The 24,694-nt window shown below is 59.9% G+C and carries 24 protein-coding genes; 4 read left to right on the forward strand and 20 right to left on the reverse strand.

Features of this window, described 5'->3' with window-relative positions; genetic code table 11:
* Window positions 1-39 precede the first annotated feature (39 nt).
* The 7 genes from BVH74_RS00915 to BVH74_RS00940 form a co-directional block, all read right to left on the reverse strand.
* Entirely contained in the window at window positions 40-345 is a 306-nt protein-coding gene (locus tag BVH74_RS00915) for a YdeI/OmpD-associated family protein (RefSeq protein ID WP_177344499.1), read from the reverse strand.
* Between the two features lie 165 nt (window positions 346-510).
* Window positions 511-816 carry a DUF3658 domain-containing protein gene (locus tag BVH74_RS00920; RefSeq protein WP_080048273.1) on the reverse strand — a complete coding sequence of 102 codons (306 nt, stop codon included), beginning with the start codon at window positions 814-816 and terminating at the stop codon, window positions 511-513.
* A 100-nt stretch (window positions 817-916) separates the two neighbouring features.
* Window positions 917-1,210 carry a hypothetical protein gene (locus tag BVH74_RS00925; protein WP_080048274.1) on the reverse strand — a complete coding sequence of 98 codons (294 nt, stop codon included), beginning with the start codon at window positions 1,208-1,210 and terminating at the stop codon, window positions 917-919.
* A 112-nt stretch (window positions 1,211-1,322) separates the two neighbouring features.
* Window positions 1,323-1,943, reverse strand: coding sequence for a tetratricopeptide repeat protein (locus tag BVH74_RS00930; protein WP_155121674.1), 621 nt, complete (start codon window positions 1,941-1,943; stop codon window positions 1,323-1,325).
* Window positions 1,944-2,039: 96 nt separating this feature from the next.
* Entirely contained in the window at window positions 2,040-2,486 is a 447-nt protein-coding gene (locus tag BVH74_RS18720; protein WP_155121675.1) for a hypothetical protein, read from the reverse strand.
* Between the two features lie 321 nt (window positions 2,487-2,807).
* The gene (locus BVH74_RS00935; protein WP_080048276.1) at window positions 2,808-3,944 is read right to left on the reverse strand and encodes an IS91 family transposase; all 1,137 of its coding nucleotides are present in this window, start codon (window positions 3,942-3,944) and stop codon (window positions 2,808-2,810) included.
* The gene (locus BVH74_RS00940) at window positions 3,937-4,794 is read right to left on the reverse strand and encodes a tyrosine-type recombinase/integrase (protein WP_080048277.1); all 858 of its coding nucleotides are present in this window, start codon (window positions 4,792-4,794) and stop codon (window positions 3,937-3,939) included. Before BVH74_RS00940 ends, BVH74_RS00935 begins: the two co-directional genes overlap by 8 nt.
* A gap of 294 nt (window positions 4,795-5,088) precedes the next feature.
* On the opposite strand from BVH74_RS00940, the gene BVH74_RS19030 reads away from it, so the two are divergent.
* Window positions 5,089-5,265, forward strand: coding sequence for a phage integrase N-terminal SAM-like domain-containing protein (locus BVH74_RS19030; protein WP_269434097.1), 177 nt, complete (start codon window positions 5,089-5,091; stop codon window positions 5,263-5,265).
* A complete protein-coding gene (locus tag BVH74_RS00945; RefSeq protein ID WP_269434098.1) occupies window positions 5,235-6,053 on the forward strand; it encodes an integron integrase in 819 nt (272 codons plus the stop codon). The genes BVH74_RS19030 and BVH74_RS00945 overlap by 31 nt, the downstream gene beginning before the upstream one ends.
* Window positions 6,054-6,390: 337 nt before the next feature.
* Here BVH74_RS00945 and purL read toward each other — a convergent pair whose 3' ends face one another.
* Window positions 6,391-10,284: a phosphoribosylformylglycinamidine synthase gene (gene purL / locus BVH74_RS00950; protein ID WP_080051575.1), complete on the reverse strand. Its 3,894-nt coding sequence runs from the start codon at window positions 10,282-10,284 to the stop codon at window positions 6,391-6,393.
* A gap of 194 nt (window positions 10,285-10,478) precedes the next feature.
* Between purL and mltF the strand changes: the two genes are divergently transcribed.
* Entirely contained in the window at window positions 10,479-11,918 is a 1,440-nt protein-coding gene (gene mltF / locus BVH74_RS00955) for a membrane-bound lytic murein transglycosylase MltF (RefSeq protein ID WP_080051576.1), read from the forward strand.
* 798 nt (window positions 11,919-12,716) lie between these two features.
* On the opposite strand, the gene tadA is transcribed toward mltF, so the two are convergent.
* The 4 genes from tadA to BVH74_RS00975 all read right to left on the reverse strand — a co-directional run bounded on the left by tadA (window position 12,717) and on the right by BVH74_RS00975 (window position 17,223).
* Window positions 12,717-13,184: a tRNA adenosine(34) deaminase TadA gene (gene tadA / locus BVH74_RS00960; RefSeq protein ID WP_080048278.1), complete on the reverse strand. Its 468-nt coding sequence runs from the start codon at window positions 13,182-13,184 to the stop codon at window positions 12,717-12,719.
* Window positions 13,185-13,242: 58 nt separating this feature from the next.
* Window positions 13,243-15,150: a sulfate adenylyltransferase subunit CysN gene (gene cysN, locus BVH74_RS00965; RefSeq protein WP_080048279.1), complete on the reverse strand. Its 1,908-nt coding sequence runs from the start codon at window positions 15,148-15,150 to the stop codon at window positions 13,243-13,245.
* A gap of 26 nt (window positions 15,151-15,176) precedes the next feature.
* On the reverse strand, window positions 15,177-16,094 hold the full coding sequence (gene cysD / locus BVH74_RS00970) for a sulfate adenylyltransferase subunit CysD (protein ID WP_080048280.1): 918 nt from the start codon (window positions 16,092-16,094) through the stop codon (window positions 15,177-15,179).
* Between the two features lie 367 nt (window positions 16,095-16,461).
* On the reverse strand, window positions 16,462-17,223 hold the full coding sequence (locus BVH74_RS00975; RefSeq protein WP_373279469.1) for a Nif3-like dinuclear metal center hexameric protein: 762 nt from the start codon (window positions 17,221-17,223) through the stop codon (window positions 16,462-16,464).
* A gap of 140 nt (window positions 17,224-17,363) precedes the next feature.
* On the opposite strand from BVH74_RS00975, the gene BVH74_RS00980 reads away from it, so the two are divergent.
* Window positions 17,364-18,503 carry a S1C family serine protease gene (locus BVH74_RS00980; RefSeq protein ID WP_080048282.1) on the forward strand — a complete coding sequence of 380 codons (1,140 nt, stop codon included), beginning with the start codon at window positions 17,364-17,366 and terminating at the stop codon, window positions 18,501-18,503.
* A gap of 91 nt (window positions 18,504-18,594) precedes the next feature.
* On the opposite strand, the gene hisC is transcribed toward BVH74_RS00980, so the two are convergent.
* From hisC to mlaD, 8 genes are read right to left on the reverse strand one after another with little or no spacing between them, the layout of a single operon-like run.
* A complete protein-coding gene (gene hisC, locus BVH74_RS00985; protein WP_080048283.1) occupies window positions 18,595-19,650 on the reverse strand; it encodes a histidinol-phosphate transaminase in 1,056 nt (351 codons plus the stop codon).
* A gap of 6 nt (window positions 19,651-19,656) precedes the next feature.
* Window positions 19,657-20,970: a histidinol dehydrogenase gene (hisD, locus tag BVH74_RS00990; protein WP_080048284.1), complete on the reverse strand. Its 1,314-nt coding sequence runs from the start codon at window positions 20,968-20,970 to the stop codon at window positions 19,657-19,659.
* A gap of 40 nt (window positions 20,971-21,010) precedes the next feature.
* Window positions 21,011-21,652: an ATP phosphoribosyltransferase gene (hisG, locus tag BVH74_RS00995; protein ID WP_080048285.1), complete on the reverse strand. Its 642-nt coding sequence runs from the start codon at window positions 21,650-21,652 to the stop codon at window positions 21,011-21,013.
* A 21-nt stretch (window positions 21,653-21,673) separates the two neighbouring features.
* Window positions 21,674-22,939 carry a UDP-N-acetylglucosamine 1-carboxyvinyltransferase gene (gene murA / locus BVH74_RS01000; RefSeq protein WP_080048286.1) on the reverse strand — a complete coding sequence of 422 codons (1,266 nt, stop codon included), beginning with the start codon at window positions 22,937-22,939 and terminating at the stop codon, window positions 21,674-21,676.
* Between the two features lie 25 nt (window positions 22,940-22,964).
* Window positions 22,965-23,204: a BolA family protein gene (locus tag BVH74_RS01005; protein WP_080048287.1), complete on the reverse strand. Its 240-nt coding sequence runs from the start codon at window positions 23,202-23,204 to the stop codon at window positions 22,965-22,967.
* A gap of 55 nt (window positions 23,205-23,259) precedes the next feature.
* Complete coding sequence (locus tag BVH74_RS01010; RefSeq protein ID WP_080048288.1) at window positions 23,260-23,562, reverse strand: STAS domain-containing protein; 303 nt, start codon at window positions 23,560-23,562, stop codon at window positions 23,260-23,262.
* Window positions 23,559-24,197, reverse strand: a complete 639-nt coding sequence (locus tag BVH74_RS01015) for an MlaC/ttg2D family ABC transporter substrate-binding protein (protein WP_080048289.1) — start codon at window positions 24,195-24,197, stop codon at window positions 23,559-23,561. Before BVH74_RS01015 ends, BVH74_RS01010 begins: the two co-directional genes overlap by 4 nt.
* A gap of 15 nt (window positions 24,198-24,212) precedes the next feature.
* Window positions 24,213-24,677, reverse strand: a complete 465-nt coding sequence (mlaD, locus tag BVH74_RS01020) for an outer membrane lipid asymmetry maintenance protein MlaD (protein ID WP_080048290.1) — start codon at window positions 24,675-24,677, stop codon at window positions 24,213-24,215.
* Window positions 24,678-24,694 lie beyond the last annotated feature (17 nt).

A 24,694-nucleotide genomic window follows, 5' to 3' on the forward strand; every position in this document is an offset into this window, starting at 1 on the left:
TGCACTTTGTTATGTGTTGTTCTCAAACTCATATACTCTTTATTTTCTTAGCTTCTTATTGATTAAAACTTCTTGCTGCCATTTACCAGGCTTCTTGTCAGTGCGATGAATGCAACCTACCCAGCAACATGGCTGTTTCTTTCCTTCAAGAAGTTCCTCAATGGCACGATCAATCCGTTTTACTCGGGTCTTTTCCTGTTTCGCATCCTCTACCCAGCAAATAAATTCATTACGAGCAATGGGTGTCAGACTTTCCCAAAGTTCAATAATTTTCTTATTTTTACTCAAAGCCTCAACAAAATCTTGAGGCAGTTCATGTACAAGACCACCGGAGAGATTAGACATAATACTTCGACCTACTCTTTGTTACCCACCCAATGGCTATCCGATGTGTGGTTCGATGATGAAGCGCTCGAAACACATAACGCTCACGCTAACCCGCCGGCGCCGCGCACGCGCGGTGCGGACCCAAACGCGCTAGCGGTTGGGCGGTCGGTGTTGAGCGTGTTGTTAGGCTTCATGGGTTTGCCGAACCTCGCTGAACCGCATGTAGGCGAGGTTGCCTTGAGACTCCAGCTTCCCGGAGCCCACGAGTGCACGCACGCGCTCAGCATAAAAGACATCCGAAAACTCGGGATATTGCTGGCTGAGAGTTTCCATACTCAGGCTGACCACCATAGCCGCCTTGCGCCAGCGAGAATGCGTACAAGACAACACCGCCGAATCGATGGCCTCGAGTTCTGCCGAGCTGAGCTTCGCGAGCAGCGATCTCTCTCGTGCGCTCAATGGCGGGTTGGGTATAGGTGCTTCGTCCATGTCTCTTCTGAAGCCTAACGCCAAAATATGCGGCGCCCGACGCAGGAGGGCGTCCGGCGCGTGAAACGCGCGTACATAATTTTCTTGTTAGGCTCGCTGGTCATAGCCCATTGCCTTGACTGTATAGGCTGTTGTTGAAATCGCGCTTCTGAATATTTCGATTATCGTACTCTGCCCACCACAAGACGTTCCGAGGATCGTCGACGGCCTTCTTCGCATAGACAGCTAAAGCATCATAGTCACGCTCTGATAGATAAAGGACACTTCTCAGAATGCGGGAAATGCTGATCGCGGTCTCAATGGTGAGTACAGGCTCCAATGCCTGTTTTGCTCGCATTACGTCCGCATAGTTTTCCTTTATCCAGCGCTCGATGTCATCTTCAAAAACGGTCATGGAATTGCCTAACGCTCGCCATAAACGGCGCGAGGAATGAGCGTCCGGCGACCGCAGGGAGCGAATTTAATGGCTTTGTTAGGCAACAGCTTTACCGCTCCAGATAACATCATTATTTTTTCGCCAATCGTTCAGCAAACCATTTGTAGTGGGTGCTATTCTCAACTGGTATGTTTTTGATAGCTGCTCGAAGTACCCGCAGTTCTTCATCTGTTTCTTTTCTTTTTGAATATATAATTGCAAGCCGTCGATATGTAAACGGAGTGTCGACCCCTTCTTCTAGCAGCCGTTCATATTCAAGTATGGCTGCATCTACATTTCCTTCTTTTTCTAACTCTTGGCCGCGCATATTTCCTTCAGCGGCCTCCCGATATTGCGCCTGCAGGAATTCTTGCTCTAAATCAGCTATTGATTGCTCAACTTTTGAAAGCTGAGTGAGCTTGATAAATGAATGCTCGTCTGAAAGTTTTTTAAGTTCTTCCAGGCGTTTCTTAGCTACATCTAGCCTCGATACTTTTGTGTCAGCATTCTTTGACTCGTTGGCAATCTTCAGTGACTCGTTAATGATCTCAACCAATCGCTGTGCCGTAGCCGAAATCGCTTGATGGTATTGATCTAGCTTCGGCTCTAATTCATTCGCGGCCTGTTTTGGTGAGTTTTTCTGGGACTTTTTTACCCAGACCCAAACGGCTGCTACAGCCGCGATGATGAACAGAATTGTAAATGCTTCCACTAGGAATCCCCTGTTGCCTAACGCCTGCATAAACGGCGGCCTGACAAGGCCGTCCGGTGGAGGCCCTTCAGGGCCGGAACGAATTTGATGCAATTGTTAGGCATGCGATGTTGCCAACTGCTTAAATGCAGGACTTGTACCTGTGCGTGTTACGCCACACTCAGTACGAGCATATGCACATTTTAAAGTGTGCTGCGGGTTACTGGAGAATGGCGGCTGTCCGTATATGGTTACCGAGCTTCTAGGCTCTAAACGCCTTGGCCAAGGCTGGCCATCAATCAGTACGGGGTTGCCGTAAGCACCTCGTTTATTTGTATTTCGATAAAAAACTCCCGCCTCCGCTATCGTAATCGCAAAAGAGCTCAGATTAGTGATTTCAATACAGAACGTCAGGCGGGGATCAGCATCACCAAAAGGTACAGCGTGTTTTGGTCTTACTCGTAGCTTTACTCTTGAGCTATCGAGTGCCTTCCAAGTGTTCATGACACCCAGAACAGCGCCGAGCACTGCTATAGAGAGCGTGATTCCTTCAACGATACTCATGCTGTTCCTTTGCCTAACATGTAAGCATTTGAACGGTGTGCGCAGCATGCCGCTCAGATGCCTGTTGGACTAAGCCGCCACGCTGGTCGTGCAGCATCTATAGGGTTTTGTATTCGGCGACGAGGGTGGTCACGACCCGGTGGTCGTGGTTGTCGCGTTGAAGCATGTCGAGTGGCCTATGCATATTGTCCCTATTCGGCGCCTGATGGTCCTTGTATGCTCCAAAATTAGCGCGATTTCCCGGTGATTGCCAGCCCTTGGCCAGCACTGCCCGTGCCTGCGTTACTCGGGCTGTCGATATCCCCCGGTCTGGCCATGATGTCAGCGTCGTCGCATCCGACCGCTATCGCTTACGGTGCGTGGTGCGAAGATGGCAGTACAGCGTAGCGTCGTCCGCTGGCACTGCTGGCATGGTGCCGGAACCGCTGTGGTCATGACCGGTGCGCAAGCGCTGTCGTTTTCAGTCGCAGGGTTTTCCAGGGCTTTACGTATCTGCCCCAGGCGTACCCGCCGGCAACGGTTGGCCAGAAAACCGTAATGCCTGACCCGCATCAGCCCCTTGGGCAGGATATGCAGCAGGAAACGGCGGACGAACTCGTCACCAGCCAGGGTCATGCGCCGCAGTCGTGCGCCATGCCGATAGTCCTTGTAGCTCAAGGTGACCGTCTGACTATCGATCTGTAGTACCCGGGCATTGCTGATGGCGATGCGGCGGGTGTAACGCGCCAGGTAATCGATGACACGGGTTGTGTGCTGCAAGCAGGGCTTGCTGTAGACCACCCACTCGGTCGCCATCAGCGCATTGAGCATATGCCCGACTTCTCCCGGATGTGTCACGCGCCGCAATTGCTGCTGGTCTGCCGCCTGGCGCAAGGCACTGACCATCAGGCCCCGATAACGCCGGGATAACGCCCGTACCGGGAACAGGTAGTTGCTGCGGGCCGCTTGCCACTGGCCCTGCTGATCCAGAGCGCCGGCCGGCACCAGACAATGCAAGTGCACATGCTGGCTCAAGGTTTGCCCCCAGGTATGCAGTACGGCGGTCATGCCCAATTGGCCGTTCAATCGTTTGGGATCATGGGCAAAGTGATCCAGCGTGCGCCAGACCGTACTGAACAGCAGCCGGTAGATCAGTTCTGGATGCAACTGCACCCAGCCGTTGAGCTGATGCGGCAGGGTGAACACCAGATGGTGGTAGGGCACCGGCAGCACATGGCTGTGCTGACGTTGGGCCCACTGCAGGGTTGCTCGCCACTGACACTGTGGACAATGGCGGTCTCGACAACTGAAGTATTCCACCTGCTCGTGTTGACACTCGCTGCACTGCCAGCGTCGACCACCCATGGCCGCGGTGCGACAGTGCAGCAGGTGGCGGCAGACACGCTGACGCTGTGCGTCCAGCATCTGGGGCTGAAGAAACTGGCTCAGCGCCTGCTGGACACTGGCTTCGTTACCCATGGATCACCTCCAGGCCAGCCAGCAGGTCGGTCTCGGCATTGCTGCGTTCGGTCCGACCTGGCAGCCAGTGGACATAGCGCAGCGTGGTTCGAATGTCGCTGTGGCCCAGCAAATGCTGCAACTGATGGATGGGTAATCCTGCTTCCAGCAGGTGCGTGGCATAGGCATGGCGTAACCCATGTATGCCGCCTTGACGGTACACCCCGGCACTGGCCTTGGCCCGGCAATAGACTTTCTGGATGCTGCTCGGATGAATGGCGCGCTCAGGTATCAGGTTACTGGGGAACAGCCAGTCGCTAGGTCGGTAGTGCTGCCAGTAGGCTCGCAGATGCTGTAGCACGGTGTCGCTCAGAATTACCGGGCGATCCTTGGCGCCTTTACCTTGGGTGACACGCAACAAGTGTCGCTGGCTATCAATATTGCTGACTTTGAGTTGGCATAGCTCACTGACCCGCAAGCCACAGCTGTAGCAGACCTCCAGCATCATGTGGTGCTTGTGGTTGCGACAGGCCGCCAGGATCCGGGCCACTTCGGCCCGCGTCAGCAACTCCGGAATGCGTTGCGGCTGCTTCGGTACGGGAATCGGTGTATCCAGATCCCCGCGCTTGAGCACCTGCATGAATAGAAAACGAATGGCATGCAGCGCTTGCCGGCAACTCGAAGCGGACAAGTGCCGCTCACACGCCAGGTATTCCAGGTACGCACTGACCTGTTCCAGGCTAAGTTGATCAGGTGATTGCCGGTAATGCCGGGCTAGCTTCTGCACGGCATAAAGATAGGACTGATGGGTTCGGGGTGAAAAACCGCGCACTTGCATGGCGGTAATCATTTTTTGCCTGAGCGGTGTCATCTTTTGTTTCCTCACGCTGTGGGTGGAAACAAAAGTGTGGTTCGGGAACCCTGAAAGGGCCGTAACCACTCAGCCCCGCGAAGCGGTTTAGTTCAACAGTGAAGTGGATCGACAGCTTTATGACCACATATCAGTGGCTTCTCTATGATCACGCTTCTGCCAGTTTCCACCTTAAAATAATGTCGAATAGAATCAAGTGCTTACATAACAGCGCACTGCTCCAGCATGTAATCGCTTGACTTCTCTAAAATGCGCCACCAATAATACTGTATATGCATACAGCACGGACGCACTATGGATACGTTACCACCCAAACCTCGACTCAGAGAACTGTTTCGCAACGTCATCCGGGTTAACCGTTACAGCATCAGGACGGAAAAAACCTATTGGTACTGGGTCCGCTTTTATCTTCGTTATCATAAGATGCGACACCCGCTTAAATGGGGCCTGCTGAAGTCAATGAATTTCTGACCTGGCTTGCAGTCAAACGCAACGTTGCTGCGGCCACCCAAAATCAGGCGTTGAATGCGCTCGTATTTCTATATGCGAAGGTACTGGAACAACCCTTGGGTGATATTGGTGAGGCTGTTCGTGCCCGTAAATCAATGCGTATTCCTACGGTGCTCACCCATGATGAAGCGATCAAGATTATAGCTCTGCTGAAAGAGCCCTATAATTTGCTCGCATCACTTATGTACGGCTCAGGCTTGCGTGTTGTCGAAGCCTGTCGGTTACGCTTGAAAGATATCGACTTTGAGCGCCAAATTATTACGGTTCACAGCGGTAAAGGTGACAAGGATAGAACCACGCTGTTGCCAGTCAGTTTGATCCAGCCTTTGCAACAGCGCAAAGCTCGGATCTTTACAGCATGGCAAGCACAAAACCCTTTTTATCAGTGCCAGGTCAGCTTGCCATTTGCGCTGAAGCGAAAGTACCCCGAGGCATCCAGGTCTGTGGAATGGCAGTGGTTTTTTCCTTCTTTGACGCTTTGCCACGACGACGATGGTGCCGTTGTTCGCCATCATTTGCATAACAGCACTGTGCAAAAAGCAGTAAAGCAAGCTGTTCGGCAAGCTGCGATTGGCAAACCCGCTGGCTGCCACACTTTCCGCCACACCTTTGCGACCGAGTTGCTGCGTCGTGGCAGCGATATCCGTACGGTACAGACGTTGCTGGGTCATGCTGACGTGCGCACGACCCAAATCTATACCCATGTTCTCGGTCAGGGATTTGCCGGGGTGCAGAGTCCATTGGGTTAGGTATCCAACTTCAGGCACGCTACCGCCCTACCCTTGCGTGGCGGGCATGGCCGGTGAGTTTATGGGGAATGGCGGCTGTCCGTGCCGGGAGGCGGGGTTGGCTGGCATTCCCTTGCTTTGATCAAGATAATGCAGGCCAGTGGCCAGAGCCAAGTGTTTTTTGTCAGGCCGCGTGAAGGGCCCGGCTGTGCCGGGCTTTGTTCGAGCGGGTGCTCGAACTTCCCAGGAAGGTGCGTTCAGGGCAGAGGGTGGCACAAGACTTAAGGCAGCCGGCTGGCAGAGGAAAGAGAGGACAGGACTGCCCCCCTCCGGGCTGGCCGGAGGGGTTCGGTTGGGGTTAGCCGACCCAGGCGCGAGCGTTGCGGAACATGCGCATCCAGCCGCCGTCTTCGTTCCAGTCGTCAGGACGCCAGGAGTTCTGGACAGCGCGGAATACCCGCTCGGGGTGCGGCATCATGATGGTGACGCGGCCATCGCGAGTGGTCAGGCCGGTGATGCCGTGCGGCGAACCGTTGGGGTTGGCGGGGTAGCGTTCGGTCATGCGGCCACGGTTGTCGATGTAACGCAGGGCGACGCTGTTGCTGGCTTCGCAGGCGTCGACGGCGCTGCTGTCGGCAAACTCGGCGTGCCCTTCGCCGTGGGCGATGGCGATCGGCAGGCGCGAGCCGACCATGCCGCTGAGGAAGATCGACGGTGAGGCCTGAACTTCGACCATGGCTACCCGGGCCTCAAACTGCTCGGAACGGTTGCGCACAAAGTGCGGCCAGTGATCGCTACCAGGGATCAGTTCGCGCAGGTTGGAAAGCATCTGGCAACCGTTGCAGACACCAAGGGCGAAGGTGTCCGGGCGCTGGAAGAAGGCGCTGAAGGCTTCGCGGGCCTGGGCGTTGAACAGGATCGACTTGGCCCAGCCTTCGCCGGCGCCAAGTACGTCACCGTAGGAGAAGCCACCACAGGCGACCAGCCCGCGGAATTCGGCCAGATCGACGCGGCCGGCGAGAATATCGCTCATGTGTACGTCGATGGCGGTGAATCCGGCACGGGTGAAGGCAGCCGCCATTTCCACCTGACCGTTGACGCCCTGCTCGCGCAAAATTGCCACCTGCGGGCGAATGCCGGTGTTGATGTAGGGCGCGGCGATGTCCTCATTGACGTCAAAGCTGAGCAGCGTGCTCAGACCCGGGTTGGCGTCGTCGGCCAGGGCTTCGAACTCCTGATCGGCGCACTCGGCGTTGTCGCGCAGGCGCTGGATCTGCCAGCTGGTTTCGCTCCAGGCCTGTTGCCAGGCGGCGCGGCTGCCGCTGAGTACAGCGTCGCCGTTGAAGCTGAAGTTCAGGGTCTGCTCGCTCTGCGGCTGGCCGATCACGGCGCTGCAGTCGCCCAGGCCGGCGGCGGACAGTTGCGCCAGCACCGCTTCGGTGTCGGCCTGACGTACCTGGATCACCGCGCCCAGCTCTTCGTTGAACAGTACGCCTGCCAGTTGTGCGGCGTTGTCGGCCAGCACATCAAGGCTGATATCCAGGCCACAGCGGCCGGCAAAGGCCATTTCCGCCAGAGTGGCAAGCAGGCCACCGTCGGAGCGGTCGTGGTAAGCCAGCAGCAGTTCGTCCTGATTCAGCCCTTGAATCACGGCGAAGAAGGCCTTGAGGTCTTCGGCGTCGTCCAGGTCCGGGCCGGTCTGGCCGATACGGTTGTAGACCTGGGCCAGCGCCGAGCCGCCAAGGCGGTTCTGGCCACGGCCAAGGTCGATCAGGATCAGGTCGGACTCGCCCTTGTCCAGCCGCAGTTGCGGGGTCAGAGTGGCGCGCACGTTCTGCACCGGGGCAAAGCCGGTGACGATCAGTGACATCGGCGAGGTGACGCTCTTGTCTTCGCCGGCATCGTTCCAGCGGGTCTTCATCGACATCGAGTCCTTGCCCACCGGGATGGTAATACCCAGTTGCGGGCACAGCTCCATGCCCACGGCCTTGACCGTGTCGTACAGGCGGGCATCTTCACCGGGGTGGCCGGCAGCGGCCATCCAGTTGGCCGACAGTTTGATGTCAGACAGTTTTTCGATCCGCGCGGCCGCCAGGTTGGTGACGGTTTCAGCGACGGCCATGCGCCCGGAAGCCGGGGAATCGAGCAGGGCCAGCGGAGTGCGCTCGCCCATTGCCATGGCTTCACCGGTATTCACATCAAAGCTGGTGGCGGTCACGGCGCAGTCGGCAACCGGTACCTGCCAGGGGCCAACCATCTGGTCGCGGGCTACCAGGCCGGTGATCGAGCGGTCGCCGATGGTGATCAGGAAGTTCTTGCTGGCTACGGCCGGCAGGCGCAGTACACGCAGGGCGGCTTCTTCCAGGTTCATGTCCGGCTGGAAGTCGTCGCTCGGCTCGGCCTCACGCTCAACACTGCGGTGCATGCGCGGCGGCTTGCCAAGCAGGACTGACAGCGGCATGTCGACCGGCTGGTTGTCAAAATGCGTGTCATTGAGCAGCAGGTGACGCTCTTCAGTTGCCTCGCCAACCACCGCAAACGGGCAGCGCTCGCGCTCGCAGATGGCCTGGAAGCGCTCGAAATCGGCGGGATCGACCGCCATCACGTAGCGCTCCTGGGATTCGTTCGACCAGATTTCCAGCGGGCTCATGCCCGGCTCGTCGTTGGGGATATTGCGCAGCTCGAAACGCCCGCCGCGCTCGCCATCGTTGACCAGCTCCGGGAAGGCGTTGGACAGGCCGCCGGCACCTACGTCGTGGATAAACTTGATCGGGTTCTTCTCGCCCAGTTGCCAGCAGCGGTCGATCACTTCCTGGCAGCGGCGTTCCATTTCCGGGTTGTCGCGCTGGACTGAGGCAAAGTCGAGGTCTTCGGCACTGGCACCGGTGGCCATCGACGAGGCTGCACCGCCGCCCAGGCCGATCAGCATGGCCGGGCCGCCGAGCACGATCAGCTTGGCGCCGACCGGGATCTCGTCCTTTTCAACATGATTGGCGCGGATGTTGCCCATGCCGCCGGCAATCATGATCGGCTTGTGGTAGCCGCGTACTTCCGGGCCGCGCGGGGACTGCACGGTCTGCTCGAAGGTACGGAAGTAGCCGGTCAGGTTCGGCCGGCCGAATTCGTTGTTGAAGGCGGCGCCGCCGAGCGGGCCGTCAATCATGATCTGCAGCGGGGTGACGATGCGCCCGGGCTTGCCGTTGTCTTCTTCCCAGGGCTGCTCGAAGCCAGGAATCCGCAGGTTGGACACGGTAAAGCCGCTCAGACCAGCCTTGGGCTTGCCGCCCCGGCCGGTTGCGCCTTCGTCACGGATCTCGCCACCGGAGCCGGTGGAAGCGCCGGGGAACGGCGCAATGGCGGTCGGGTGGTTGTGGGTTTCCACCTTCATCAGAATGTGGACCGGCTCTTCAACCGCACGGTATTCACGGCTGTCGGGCTGCGGGAAGAAACGCCCGGCGACGAAGCCCTCGATCACCGCCGCGTTGTCCTTGTAGGCCGACAGCACGCCCTCGCGGTGCATCTCATGGGTGTTCTTGATCATGCCGAACAGGCTCTTGTCCTGGGCCTGACCGTCGATATCCCAGCTGGCGTTGAAAATCTTGTGCCGGCAGTGCTCGGAGTTGGCCTGGGCGAACATCATCAGCTCGACGTCGCTGGGGTTGCGCTTGAGCTCGCTGAAGCTCTGTACCAGATAGTCGATTTCATCCTCGGCCAGGGCCAGGCCCAGCTCGACGTTGGCCTGCTCCAGCGCAGCGCGACCACCGCCGAGAATGTCGACCCGATTGAACGGCTTGGGCTCGGTATGGGCGAACAGGCTGGCGGCGTCTTCGACCTGATCCAGTACCAGTTCGGTCATGCGGTCGTGCAGCAGCGCCTTGACCTTAGCCAGTTCCTCGCTGCTCAGCTCACCGCTGACGTAATAGGCAATGCCGCGCTCCAGCCGCTTGATTACACCCAGGCCACAGTTATGGGCAATATCGCTGGCCTTGCTCGACCACGGCGAGATGGTGCCAAAGCGCGGTACTACCAACAGCAAAGCACCATTGGGTTCTTCCACCGGTACCGAGGGGCCATAGCTGAGCAGCCGCTCAAGGACAGCCTGCTGATCGCTGTCGAGCGCCGCTGACAGGTCGGCAAAGTGCATGAATTCGGCATACAGCCCGGTAACCCCTGGCACTTTGGCCTGCACACGGGCGAGCAGTTTATTGCGGCGGAAAACGGAAAGGGCTGGGGCTCCACGCAGGCTATGCATGTCGGTAACGGCCTCGGTTCGGAATGGGGGGATGCAGAGAATCGAGTTCACGCATCCTTGGAAAAAATGGAAGGCGCATAGGATACCCCAAGCGCCAGGGGGAAGCCATCAGCCGCATGCTTTGCCAACATCCGGTAGCTTTTCAGCGCCCGGTCAAGCTATTGCCGGCGAGCGCTTTTGCCTATACTGGCGCCATGCATCGACGTACATTCCGCTCCCCTCTGCTGCTGGCCCTGATTCTGGGGCTGGGAAGCACCCTGCTCAGTGGCTGTGATAAACCAGACCGCTTGGAGCAGATCCGTTCCGAAGGCACCTTGAAGGTGCTGACCCGCAATACGCCTACCACCTTCTACCAGGATCGCCATGGCGATACCGGGCTGGAATACGAGCTGAGCAGGCGCTTTGCCGAGAGCCTGGGGGTGAAGCTGGAAATGACCGCCATCGGCACCCTTGATGAGATCTACCAGCAGCTTGACGGCAAGAACGCCCACCTGGCCGCCGCCGGGCTGGCGATCAACCCCGAACGGCTGGATCAGGCCCGTTACTCCAGCACCTATCTGGAGGCTACACCGCAGGTGGTCTATCGCCGTGGCAACCGCCAGCCTCGGGGGCTGGATGATCTGTATGGCAAGCGGATCATGGTGCTCAAGGGCAGTAGCCTGGCCGATCAGTTGCGCAACCTGCAACTGGACAACCCGGAGCTGGTGTTTGAGGAGTCCGACTCGGTTGAAGTGGTTGACCTGCTGCGTCTGGTCAATGACGACGAGATCGATTACGCGGTGCTCTATTCCAACGAACTGGTGGTCAACCAGGCTTTCTACCCGGCGGTAAGGGTCGGCTTTGACCTGAGCGAGCCCCGTGGCCTGGCCTGGGCTCTGCCGCGCGACAATGACGACAGTCTGCTCAAGGCGGTTGAGCGGTTTTTTACCGACATTCGCACCGACGGCACCCTGGATCAGTTGATCGAGCGCTTCTACGGCCATGCCGATGTGCTCGACTACGTTGGCGCCCAGGCCTTCGCCCGACACATGCTGCAGCGCCTGCCCCGCTATGAAACCTGGTTTCGTCAGGCCGGCGATCAGTACAGCCTGGACTGGCGCCTGCTGGCGGCCATGGGTTATCAGGAATCGTTGTGGGACCCGGAGGCTCGCTCACCGACCGGGGTACGCGGGCTGATGATGCTGACCCTGCCGACTGCCAAGTTCGTTGGGGTCACCAACCGGGTCGACCCCAAGCAGAGCATCTTTGGCGGTGCCCGTTATCTGGTCTGGGTGCGTGATCAATTGTCGACCGACATACCCGAACCGGATCGCACCTGGTTTGCCCTGGCCGCCTACAACGTTGGCCTGGGCCATCTGGATGACGCCCGGATTCTGACCCGCAACAACGGCCGCGACCCCAATCGCTGGATTGACGTCAAGGACCATCTACCATTGCTATCGAAGAAACAGTGGTACAGCCAGACCCGCTACGGTTATGCGCGCGGTAACGAGCCGGTGCATTACGTGCAGAACATCCGCCGTTATCACGAGATTCTGCAGTGGGTGACTCAACCGCTGTCGGAAAGCGCTCAGGTGCCGGAGGGGCAGTATCACACCCCAGGGATTCTGGAACAGTTGCCGCAGGGGATCTGAGTTCAGCTCGGGCTCCCTCCCCGGCTCGCTCAATGTCATCACGCAACTCAATGTCATCACGAGGCGCGCAGCGCCGTGGTGATCCATAGGCCACTTGGATGGCCACGGCGCTTTGCGCCTCGCCATGACGGGATGGGGCGGGTTCTGAGTTCAGCTCGGCGCCCCTCCCCGACTCGCTCGATGCCATCACGCTACTCAATGTCATCACGAGGCGCGCAGCGCCGTGGTGATCCATAGGCCGCCTGGATGGCCGCGGCGCTTTGCGCCTCGCCATGACGGGATGGGGTGGGTTCTGAGTTCAGCTCGGCGCCCCTCCCCGACTCGCTCAATGTCATCACGCCACTCAATGTCATCACGAGGCGCGCAGCGCCGTGGTGATCCATAGGCCGCTTGGATGGCCGCGGCGCTTTGCGCCTCGCCATGACGGGATGGGGTGGGTTCTGAGTTCAGCTCGGCGCCCCTCCCCGACTCGCTCGATGCCATCACGCTACTCAGTTTCATCACGAGGCGCGCAGCGCCGTGGTGATCCATAGGCCGCCTGGATGGCCGCGGCGCTTTGCGCCTCGCCATGACGGGATGGGGTGGGTTCTGAGTTCAGCTCGGCGCCCCTCCCCGACGCACTCGATATCATCACGCCACTCAATGTCATCACGAGGCGCGCAGCGCCGTGGTGATCCATAGGCCGCTTGGATGGCCGCGGCGCTTTGCGCCTCGCCATGACGGGATGGGGTGGGGCGAGGAGACGGGACGGTGCGGGGGCGGGACGGTGCAGTGCAGTGCGGGGACGAGACGAGGACGTTAGCCCTGGGCGGGCTGGCGTTTGAGCCGGAAGAACTCGGTAAGCAGGGCCCCGCACTCCTCGGCCAGCACCCCACCTTCGACTTCAACCCGATGGTTCATCCAGGGCTGGGCCAGAACCTGGCTGCGGCTGACCACTGCGCCCGAGCGTGGCTCACTGGCGCCATAAACCAGCCGTTTGATACGGCTGTGGACCAGCAAGCCGGCGCACATGGTGCAGGGTTCGAGAGTAACGTAGAGGGTGGTATCGGGCAGGCGGTAGTTGCCGTCGGCCGCCGCCGCTGCACGCAGGGCGATCATTTCGGCATGGGCACTGGGGTCATGACTGCTGATCGGCTGATTGAAGCCACGGGCGATCACCCGACCGTCGCGCACCAGCACGGCGCCGACCGGCACTTCACCAAGGTCAGCGCCCTTGCGCGCTTCGGCGATAGCCTCGCGCATGAAGTCGATATCAGCCGGTTTCATGACATCCCCCAGGAGCGGTCATCCCACAGCCACCAGCGGCCATGGGATGAGTCCAGACTCAGATCAGTGCCCGCTCACGCAGCAGCGCAATCACCCGGTTGACGCAGGTTTCGAGATCCAGCTCGGCGGTGTTCAGCACCAGATCGGCGTCGGTCGGCGCCTCATAGGGGTAGGACACACCGGGAATGGTACCTTCGAGATTGGCAGCATACAGGCCCGAGGGGTCTCGCTCCTGGCACACCGCCAGCGGCGCATCCAGATGCACCATCAGGCAGCGATTACCAAGGATATGCCGTGCCACGGCGCGGCTTTCCTCGGTCGGCGCGACGAAGGCGCCCAGGGCGATCAGACCGGCTTCGTTCATCTGCCGGGCAATTCGCGCACCCTTGTGCAGGTTCTCGGCGCGACCGGCGGCGTCCTGGTTCAGGCCCTTGGACAGATCCTGACGCAGTACCTTGCCATCCAGCACGTAGCAGGCCCGGCCGCTGTCGAACAGCTTGCGTTCAACGGCGTAGGCAATAGTGCTCTTGCCACTGCCAGACAGCCCGGTGAACAGCAGGGTTACCGGCTGCTGACCAAAGCGTTCGGCGCGCTCATCGGCGGTCACGTGAGCCAGACGGCCGTGCTTGCTGCCACTGGTGTTCTGGCCATCCAGCCCCTTGGCGACGATCATGCCGGCGCCTACGGTGCCGTTGGTCATGCGGTCGATGACGATAAAGGCACCGGTCGTGCGGTTGCTCAGGTAATCGTCAAAGGCAATCGGCCGCTCCAGCGACAGCTCGACCCGGGCGATCTCGTTCAGCGCCAGCGCGCCAGCCGACTGCTGCTCCAGGGTATTCACATCGATCCGGTGCAGGATACGGGTGAATGAACCCGGGCTGTAGCTGGTGGCCCGCTTGATGTCGTACTTGCGCCCAGGCTGCATCGGTTGCTCGGCCATCCACACCAGGGTGGCCTCAAACTGATCACCGATCAGCGCGCGGTTGTCGACATGGGTCAGCAGGTCGCCACGGGAAATGTCGATTTCATCTTCCAGGGTCAGGGTCACCGCCTGGCCGGGGCCGGCGCTTTCCAGTTCGCCGTCGAAGGTAACGATCGACTTGACCCGGCTGCTCTTGCCCGAGGGCAGCGCTACCAGTTCATCGCCCTTGTGTACGATGCCCGAGGCGATGGTGCCGGCAAAGCCACGGAAGTTCAGGTTCGGCCGGCTGACCAGCTGCACCGGGAAGCGCAGGTCGGTCATGTTGCGGTCGGCGGCGACTTCGACGCTTTCGAGAATCTCCATCAGCGTCTGCCCGGTGTACCACGGGCTGCGCTCGCTGCGGTTGACCACGTTGTCGCCCTTGAGCGCCGACATCGGCACGAACTGCACGCTGTTGCCGTCGAGCAGCTCCAGGCCCTTGGCGAACTCCAGGTAATCAGCGCGGATCTGCTCGAACACGCCCTGATCGAAGTCCTTGAGGTCCATCTTGTTGACGGCCACGACGATGTGCTTGATGCCCAGCAGCGAGGCAATGAAGCTGTGACGCTTGGTCTGGGTCTGCACGCCGTAGCGGGCGTCGATCAGGATGATCGCCAGGTCGCAGGTCGAGGCGCCGGTGGCCATGTTGCGGGTGTACTGCTCATGGCCGGGGGTGTCGGCGATGATGAACTTGCGCTTGGCGGTAGAGAAATAGCGGTAGGCAACATCGATGGTGATGCCCTGCTCGCGCTCGGCCTGCAGGCCGTCGACCAGCAATGCCAGATCCACTTCTTCGCCGGTGGTACCGGACTTTTTCGAATCTTTGGTGATCGCTTCCAGATGATCCTCATAGATCATCTTGGAATCATGCAGCAGACGCCCGATCAGCGTGCTCTTGCCGTCATCGACGTTACCGCAGGTAAGAAAGCGCAGCAGCTCCTTGCGTTCGTGCTGAGCGAGGTAGGCCAGAATGTCCTGGCCGATCAAATCGGATTGGTGACTCATGAAATTCTCCGGACAGCGTACCGCGCTTAGAAGTAGCCTTGACGTTTCTTTTCTTCCATCGACCCGGCCGAATCGTGGTCGATGACGCGCCCCTGGCGCTCGGAGGTCTTAGCCAGCAGCATTTCCTGGATGATCTCCGGCAGGGTGTCGGCGCTCGACTCAACCGCACCGGTCAGCGGGTAGCAGCCCAGGGTGCGGAAACGCACCATCTTTTTCTGGATGCCGGCTTTCTGCTCGGGGCTCAGGTGCTGCAGGATGCGCTCATCATCGATCATCACCAGCGCACCATTGAGTTCGACCACTTCACGCTCGGCGGCGTAGTACAGCGGCACGATCGGGATGCTTTCCAGATAGATGTATTGCCAGATGTCCAGCTCGGTCCAGTTCGACAGCGGGAACACGCGGATGCTCTCGCCCTTGTGCACCTTGCCGTTGTAGATGTTCCACAGCTCGGGGCGCTGGTTCTTCGGGTCCCAGCGGTGGTGTTTGTCACGGAACGAGTAGACTCGCTCCTTGGCCCGGGACTTCTCCTCGTCGCGGCGCGCACCACCGAAGGCGGCATCGAAGCCGTACTTGTCCAGCGCCTGCTTCAGGCCCTGGGTCTTCATCACGTCGGTGTGCACCGCGCTGCCGTGGGTGAAGGGGTTGATACCCTGCGCCACGCCTTCGGGGTTCTGGTGCACCAGCAGGTCGAGGTCCATTTCCTTGACCATCTTCTCGCGGAATTCGTACATGGCCTGGAATTTCCAGCCAGTATCGACGTGCAGTACCGGGAACGGCAGGCGACCCGGATAGAAGGCCTTGCGCGCCAAATGCAGCATTACGGCGGAGTCCTTGCCGATCGAATAAAGCATGACCGGGTTCTGGAATTCGGCCGCCACTTCACGAATGATGTGGATGCTTTCGGCTTCCAATTGCTTGAGATGGGTCAGTTTTTCCAGCATGGCGTACTCACGGACAAAAAGGGGACGCCGGGCATCCCGGGAAATTATCGGGGCATTGTAACAAAGCGGATTGCTTATAATAAGGAGTCGCGCAAGAACCTTGGGCTATATGCATATATGCGAAAATACACAGCCCGCTCTAACCTTCTGCCCCAAACCTGGATTGCCACGGGCCTGCGGCCCTCGCAATGACGAGGTAAGGCTCACGCCCCAAGCCCTCCACTCCACACGCATCACCGTCATTGCGAGTTGCGTAGCGGCGAAGCAATCCAGACGCACCCCGACCCATACCCCCCGTCATTGCGAGTCGCGTAGCGGCGAAGCAATCCAAGCGCACTCCCCCAGGTGAGGGCGGGACTGGAGGGGGTTAGACCGGGTTGTCTATGTCGATAAACCGGTGTTCAAGACCAAAATGCTGCGCCAGATGTTCACCCAGCGCCTTGACCCCATAGCGCTCAGTGGCGTGGTGGCCGGCGGCGAAGAAGTGGATGGCGTTTTCACGGGCGGCATGAACGGTCGGTTCAGAGACTTCACCAGTGACAAAGGCATCCACACCCAGGGCGATGGCCTTGTCGATGTAACCTTGGGCTGCACCGGTGCACCAGGCGATGCGCTTGATCGGGCGGTCATTGCCGGCGACATGCAGCGGTTCGCGGCCCAGCTGTTCATGCAGCCGAGCGGCCAGTTGTGCGCCGCTCAGCGGCTCCGGCAACTCGCCCTCCAGCCCGACCGAGCGCGGATTACCCGGCTCCAGCCCGCCAGTAATACTCCAGCCCATCAGCCTGGCCAACTGCACGTTGTTGCCCAGCTCGGCGTGCACATCCAGCGGCAGGTGATAGGCCATCAGGTTTAGGTCATGGCTGAGCAGAGCCTTGAGCCGGCGCTGCTTGATGCCGGTCACCGGGCTGGCTTCACCCTTCCAGAAGTAGCCATGATGCACCAGCAACAGATCGGCATCGGCGGCAATCGCGGCATCCACCAGGGCCTGGCTGGCCGTGACCCCGGTAACAATACGCTGGATCTGCTCACGCCCTTCGACCTGCAAACCGTTGGGACAATAATCTTGAAACAAACCACTGTCCAACAGGCTATTGCAGTAGTTCACCAGAGTGTTACGGTCAACCATCACGCCTCTCCGCGGATATAAAAGCTCATTGTCCCGGCAGAATGTCACGGATTCAACCGTGAGCGCCTGCAGAATGGCGTCATAATCCTTATAATGACATGCACTAGCCGTACACGTCGGCCATGACCATCGGGACCGGATCGATGAAAGATCTTTTGCGTACACTGGGCTGGCCCGCACTCTGCGGCCTGCTCCTGGCCTTGCTGATCATCCAACAGTATCCGCAATGGATTGGCCTGTCTGGCCGCGACAGCGTCCCGCAACTGACCTATGAGGCCCGCAATAACAGCAATGGCCCGGCCTCTTACAGCAGTGCCGTTCAACGCGCTGCGCCGGCCGTGGCCAATATCTACACCAGCAAGCAGGTCAACCAAGGCAGCAACAGCCAAGCTTTCATCAACCCGACCCTGCGCGACTATTCCGAAAGCATGCCGGCGCCCTCACGGCGCCAATCGAGTCTGGGCTCGGCGGTAATTCTCAGCCGCGACGGCTACCTGCTGACCAACAACCATGTAATCGCTGGTGCCGACGAAATCCTGGTCGCCCTGCAGGATGGCCGCGAGGCCCTGGCCACCCTGATCGGCACCGACCCGGAGACTGACCTGGCGGTACTCAAGATCGATCTGCCCAACCTGCCAACCGTGACCATCAGCCCCAATGAACAGCAGCATATCGGCGATGTGGTCATGGCTATCGGCAACCCGTTCGGTCTGGGCCAGACGGTAACCATGGGCATTATCAGTGCCACCGGGCGTAATCAGCTTGGCCTCAATACCTATGAAGACTTTATCCAGACCGACGCGGCGATCAATCAGGGAAATTCCGGCGGCGCGCTGGTCGATGCCAATGGCCACCTGATCGGCATCAATACCGCGATCTTCTCCCAGTCTGGCGGCTCGCAGGGTATCGGTTTTGCGATTCCGGCCAAGCTGGCGGTCGAGGTCATGCAGGCCATCATCGGCCAGGGCCGCGTGGTACGTGGCTGGCTGGGGGTCGAGGTACAGCCGCTGACCAGCGAGCTGGCCGAGTCGTTCGGGCTGGATATCAGTGAAGGGATCGTGGTTTCTGGCCTGTACCGCAACGGCCCGGCCTGGCAGTCGGGACTGCAGCCGGGCGATGTGATCCTGAAGATCGACGGCAAGCCGGCCAGCAGCGGCCGTCAGGCCATGAACCAGGTCGCCCGGGCGCGCCCCGGCGACAAGGTCGCGCTGGATGTGCTACGTAACGGCGAGCCGATGCACTTTGAGGCCGAGGTGGGCATGCGCCCGAGCTTCCGTAGCTAGGGAACCAGAGCCGCCATAATGAAGCCCCGGAGTCGCTGAACAGCCTTGTCTCGCGCAGGCGCGCGACAACTCCAGGGCGGGCCTCAGACCATCAGAGCAATAGTTTGAGTGCGGCTACCAGTGCCTTGTTTTGCGCTTCGTTGCCGATGGTGATGCGCAGGAACTGTTCGATCCGCGGTAGCTTGAAGTGCCGCACGATCACCCGATGCTCACGCAGACCATGAGCCAGCAGCGCTGCATCATGTTGCGGATGACGGGTAAAGACGAAGTTGGCCGCCGACGGCAGCACCTCAAACCCCATGCCCTGCAATTCGGCCGTCAGCTTGTCGCGGCTGGCGATCACCGCCTTGCGGGTATGGTCGAACCAGTCATGATCCTCGAATGCGGCGACGGCACCGACAATCGCCAGACGATCCAGCGGGTAGGAGTTAAAGCTGTTCTTGATCCGCTCCAGCGCCTCGATCAGGTCCGGATGACCAACCGCCAGCCCAACCCGCAACCCAGCCAGTGAGCGCGATTTAGACAGGGTCTGAGTTACCAGCAGGTTGTCATAGCGCTCGACCAGGCTGATCGCCGTCTCACCACCGAAATCGACATAGGCCTCATCAACCACCACTACCGAGTCCGGATTGGCCTGAACGATCTGCTCGATCTGCTCCAGCCCCAGCAACACCCCGGTGGGCGCATTGGGGTTGGGGAAGATGATCCCGCCATTGGGCTGACGATAGTCCTCGACCCGCAGACTGAAGTCCTCGGCCAGCGCCTGCGGCTTGGGCTCAATGCCGTATAAACCGCAATAAACCGGGTAGAAGCTGTAGGTAATGTCCGGGAACAGCAGTGGCCGGCCATGCTGGAACAGCCCGTGAAAGATATGCGCCAGCACTTCGTCGGAGCCGTTGCCGACAAACACCTGGGTGGTGTCGACGCCATAGTAATCAGCAATGGTCGCTTTCAAGGCATCGGCATTCGGCGCCGGATACAGCCGCAGGCTGTCATTAAGCTCGGCCCGAATCGCCTCAATCACCTTGGGCGAAGGCCCGTAGGGGTTCTCATTGGTATTGAGCTTGACCAGGTTCTCGACCTTGGGCTGCTCGCCCGGCACATAGGGCACCAGATCCTTGACGAAAGGACTCCAGAAACGACTCATGCGTTATTACCCCTTGATCCGATATTCGGCGCTGCGTGCGTGCGCGGTCAGGCTTTCGCCACGGGCCAGTACCGAGGCAGTCTTGCCCAGTTCCGAGGCGCCATCGGGCGAGCAGAAGATGATCGACGAACGCTTCTGGAAGTCGTAAACCCCCAGCGGCGAGGAAAACCGCGCCGTGCCGGAGGTCGGCAAGACGTGGTTGGGTCCGGCACAGTAGTCGCCCAGCGCTTCCGGAGTGTGGCGGCCCATGAAAATGGCGCCGGCATGGCGGATTTTCGGCAGCAGCGCTTCGGGATCGGCAACCGACAATTCCAGGTGCTCGGCGGCAATACGGTTGGCAATTTCGCAGGCTTGATCCAGGCTCTCGACCTTGATCAGGGCACCACGGGTTTCCAGGGAAATGCGCACCATGTCGGCCCGCTCCAGACTGCCGAGCAGTTTGTTCAGGCTGGCTTCCACCGCATCAAGGAAGGCGGCATCCGGTGACAGCAGGATCGATTGGGCGTCCTCGTCGTGTTCGGCCTGGGAGAACAGATCCATGGCGATCCAGTCCGGGTCGGTCTGACCATCGCAAACCACCAGGATTTCCGAGGGTCCGGCGATCATGTCGATACCAACCTGGCCGAACACCGCACGCTTGGCGGTAGCCACGTAGATATTGCCGGGGCCGACGATCTTGTCCACCTGCGGAACACTCTCGGTGCCATAGGCCAGCGCTGCCACAGCCTGGGCGCCGCCAATGCTGAATACCCGGTCAACCCCGGCCAGACAGGCGGCAGCCAGTACCAGTTCATTGATCTCGCCACGCGGGGTCGGGACCACCATGACCACTTCCGGCACCCCGGCAACCTTGGCCGGAATCGCGTTCATCAGTACCGAGGACGGATACGAGGCCTTGCCACCCGGCACATACAGACCAACCCGATCCAGCGGGGTGATTTTCTGGCCAAGCACGGTGCCGTCGGCTTCGGTGTAGCGCCAGGAGTCCTGACGCTGGTGTTCGTGATAGCTGCGCACCCGCTCGGCGGCCACTTCCAGGGCCTGACGCTGTTCGGGGGAAATGCGCTCCAGCGCCAGCTCCAGCCGGGCCCGGTCCAGGGTCAGATCGGCCATGCTGCTTGCGTCCAAAGCATCGAACCGGGCGGTGTATTCGACCACTGCGGCATCACCGCGCTGGCGCACGGCGGCAATGATTTCCTCGACCCGCTCGTTGACCGCCTTGTCCGACACCCCTTCCCAGGCCAGCAGCGCATCCAGATGATGGTTGAAATCGGCCTGATTGGCGTTCAGACGGGCGATTTTCAACGGTGCGCTGCTCATGGGTGATTACCTTTGCGTTGGGAATAATTCGGGTGACCGGTCAGCCGGCACGCTGTTCGACAGCCTGCCCCAGTTGCTCAATCAGAGCGGTGATCCGGGCATGCTTCATCTTCATCGAAGCCTTGTTGACGATCAAGCGCGAACTGATGGTGGCGATCAGTTCCTGCGGCTCCAGGCCGTTGGCCTTGAGCGTGTTGCCGGTGTCGACCACGTCAATGATCTTGTCGGCCAGGCCAACCAGCGGTGCCAGCTCCATCGAACCGTACAGCTTGATCACTTCAACCTGGCGGCCCTGTTCGGCGTAATAGCGCTTGGCGACATTGACGAACTTGGTCGCCACCCGCAGCCGGCCCTTGGGCTCTGGCGTATTGACCGGCCCTGCGGTCATCAGCTTGCAGTTGGCGATTTTCAGATCCAGCGGCTCGTACAGGCCCTGGCTGCCGTACTCCAGCAGCACGTCCTTGCCGGCCACACCCAGATCGGCGGCGCCGTGCTCGACATAGGTCGGCACGTCGGTGGCGCGCACGATCAGCAGGCGTACGTTCGGGTCGCTGGTGGTGAAGATCAGCTTGCGGCTTTTCTCCAGGTCCTCGACCGGCTCGATCCCGGCCTGCTTGAGCAGTGGCAGGGTGTCGTCGAGGATGCGCCCTTTGGACAGGGCGATGGTCAGTGTCTGGCTCATGCGGGCTCTCTCAGAACAGTCTCAGGCCGGCACCCGGCGGATGATCGCGCCCAGTGACTGCAATTTCTCTTCGATGCACTCGTAACCACGGTCGATGTGGTAAATGCGGTCGACCAGGGTGTCACCTTCGGCGACCAGACCGGCAATGACCAGACTGGCCGAGGCGCGCAGGTCGGTAGCCATGACCGGTGCGCCCTTGAGCCGCTCGACCCCGGTAATGATCGAGGTGTTGCCCTCGACCAGAATATGGGCGCCCATGCGGTTCATTTCCTGGCAGTGCATGAAGCGGTTCTCGAACACGGTTTCGATCACCGTACCGGTCCCCTCGGCCACTGCATTCATGGCCACGAACTGGGCCTGCATGTCGGTCGGAAAGGCCGGATAGGGTGCGGTGCGCAGGTTGATCGCCTTGGGCCGGTTACCCTTCATGTCCAGGCTGATCCAGTTTTTGCCGGTATCGATCTGGGCACCGGCTTCTTCCAGCTTGAGCAGTACCGCTTCAAGAATCGACTCGTCGGTATCCTTGAGCTTGACCCGGCCCCGGGTCGCAGCCGCAGCCACCAGATAAGTGCCGGTCTCGATCCGGTCAGGCATCACGCTGTGACGGGCAGCACCCAGACGCTCAACCCCTTCCACCACAATGGTGTCGGTGCCATGGCCCTTGATGTTGGCGCCCATGGCGATCAGGCAGTGGGCCAGATCGACCACTTCCGGCTCGCGCGCGGCGTTTTCGATCACGGTACGGCCCTTGGCCAGGGTCGCGGCCATGAGAATGTTCTCAGTACCGGTCACGGTCACGGTGTCGAAGAAGATATGCCCGCCGCGCAGCCCGCCTTCCGGTGCTCGAGCCTTGATATAGCCACCGTCAACCTCGATCTGCGCGCCCATGGCTTCGAGCCCGCGAATGTGCAGGTCTACCGGCCGGGTCCCGATGGCACAGCCACCAGGCAGCGCAACTTCGGCATAGCCGAAATGGGCAACCATCGGGCCCAGTACCAGAATCGAGGCGCGCATGGTCTTGACCAGTTCATAGGGCGCTACCAGGCTGCTGATGCTGCGTGGGTCTACCTCGACATTCAACCGTTCATCGACCACCGGCTGCACACCCATGCGCCCGAACAGCTCGATCATGGTGGTGATATCGTGCAGATGCGGCAGATTGCAGATGGTTACCGGGCCGTCAGCCAACAGGGTTGCGGCCAGGATCGGCAGGGCCGAGTTCTTGGCTCCGGAAATGCGAATTTCACCGTCCAGTCGGTTGCCGCCGGTGATGATCAGTTTGTCCATACGGTATCTCTTGGTTAGGCGCCGCTCAGGCGCGGCTGGCCCAGGCTTGGCGGGTAAAGAACTTCATGGTCACCGCATGGATTGCACCGCTCTGGATCTGGTCGTTGAGCAATGCGTAAATCTGTTGCTGGCGTTTGACCGGCGACAACGCCGCAAGGCTGTCACTGATCACGTTGAGCTGAAAATTGCAGCCTTCGCCTTCCACTTCGACCTGGGCGTCGGCCAGGCTGGACTCGATAAGCTGCTTGACTTCACTGGCCTGCATTTACATCTCTCCACTGCGGCATGACCGCAAAACTTCGATTGTCGACTGGCGCGCCTCAGGCGTCCAGCCATTCATCCAACCCATAGACTTCAGCCATGCTGCGCAGACCAGCGGGCATGCCTTCAACCTTGAGTTCGACCGAGCGCTCTTTCAGAGCCCGCGCCGCTACCAGCAGCAGTGACAGGCCGACACTGTTGGCACGCTCGACCTGGGACAGGTCCAGCACCACGCTCTGCTGGACATGGCGCATGGCGGCGATGATTTGCTCACGCAGGTCCTTGGCGGTGTCGAAGTCAAGATTGCCTTCGACCACCCAGCGACCGGGCTGGGCGCGGCTCTCAATCAGCTTGGCTTTCACTCGGCGGCCCCATTGTTTTCAAGGGTTTCGGCGATCACGCCGCCCCAACCGTCGATCACTGCGTCGAGATTGTTGCGGTTGGCCTGCATGGCCTGGGCGAACTGATCACGGAACAGCAGGCCGATGTTGATGCCTTCAACGATCACATTGCGCATCATCCATTTGCCGTCGACCAGGGCCATGGTGTAGTTGACCTGATAGACGTTGCCGCTGGCAGTGTGGATTTCCATGGTCACGTTGGTCCGGTCCGGACGCTGCTGATCACGCGCGGTCGGCGGCAACACCTTGACTTCGCCACTGTTGAACTCCAGCAGAGCGTTGCCATAGAACTGCACCAGGCTGCGCTTGAAGGTGTCAACGAAGCGCTCGATCTGCTCGTCGGTCGCGTTGCGGCTGAAACGCACGGTCATCACGCTGCGGGCAATGCCCTGGTAATCGATGACCGGCTCAAGAATTTCGTTCAGGCCGTTCAAAAAGGCCTCGGAATCCTGCTTGTACAGCTCACGATTGGCGTCCAGCACCTCAAGCACCCGCTTGGAGGAGTCCTCAACGATCTGATACGGCGTAGCACTAGCCTGAGCCAGCACCGGCAGGCTGCACAGCAGAGCAAAGAAAGTGGTGAGTATGGCTCGCATCGGTTACTCCAGTTTTTAGTCGTCGTTACTGACCGTATTGAACAGGAAACGGCCAATCAGTTCCTCCAGCACCATGGCGGACTGGGTATCGTAGATCTCGCTGCCGTCAACCAGGAAGTCGTCTTCGCCACCCACGCTGATGCCGATATATTTCTCGCCCAGCAGCCCGGCGGTAAGGATTGAGGCGGAGCTGTCGGCTGGCAGGGTGTCGATATCGCCACGAATAGCCATCTCCACCCGGCCGGTGTAGCGGTCTTTGTCGAACTCGATGGCGGTAACCTGACCGATGGTAACCCCGGCCATGGTGACTCGGGCCCGAGTGGTCAGGCCGGAGATGTTGTCGAAGTGGGCATGCACCTTGTAGGTGTCCCCGGTGGCGTTCACGGTCAGACCACTGACACGCAGGGCCAGCACCAGCAAGGCCAATACGCCGATCAGGATGAACAGGCCAACGGTCAATTCCAGAGTACGGGTACGCATGATCGGTTTCCTTGGCT

Source organism: Halopseudomonas phragmitis (genome assembly GCF_002056295.1).
Taxonomy (GTDB): domain Bacteria; phylum Pseudomonadota; class Gammaproteobacteria; order Pseudomonadales; family Pseudomonadaceae; genus Halopseudomonas; species Halopseudomonas phragmitis.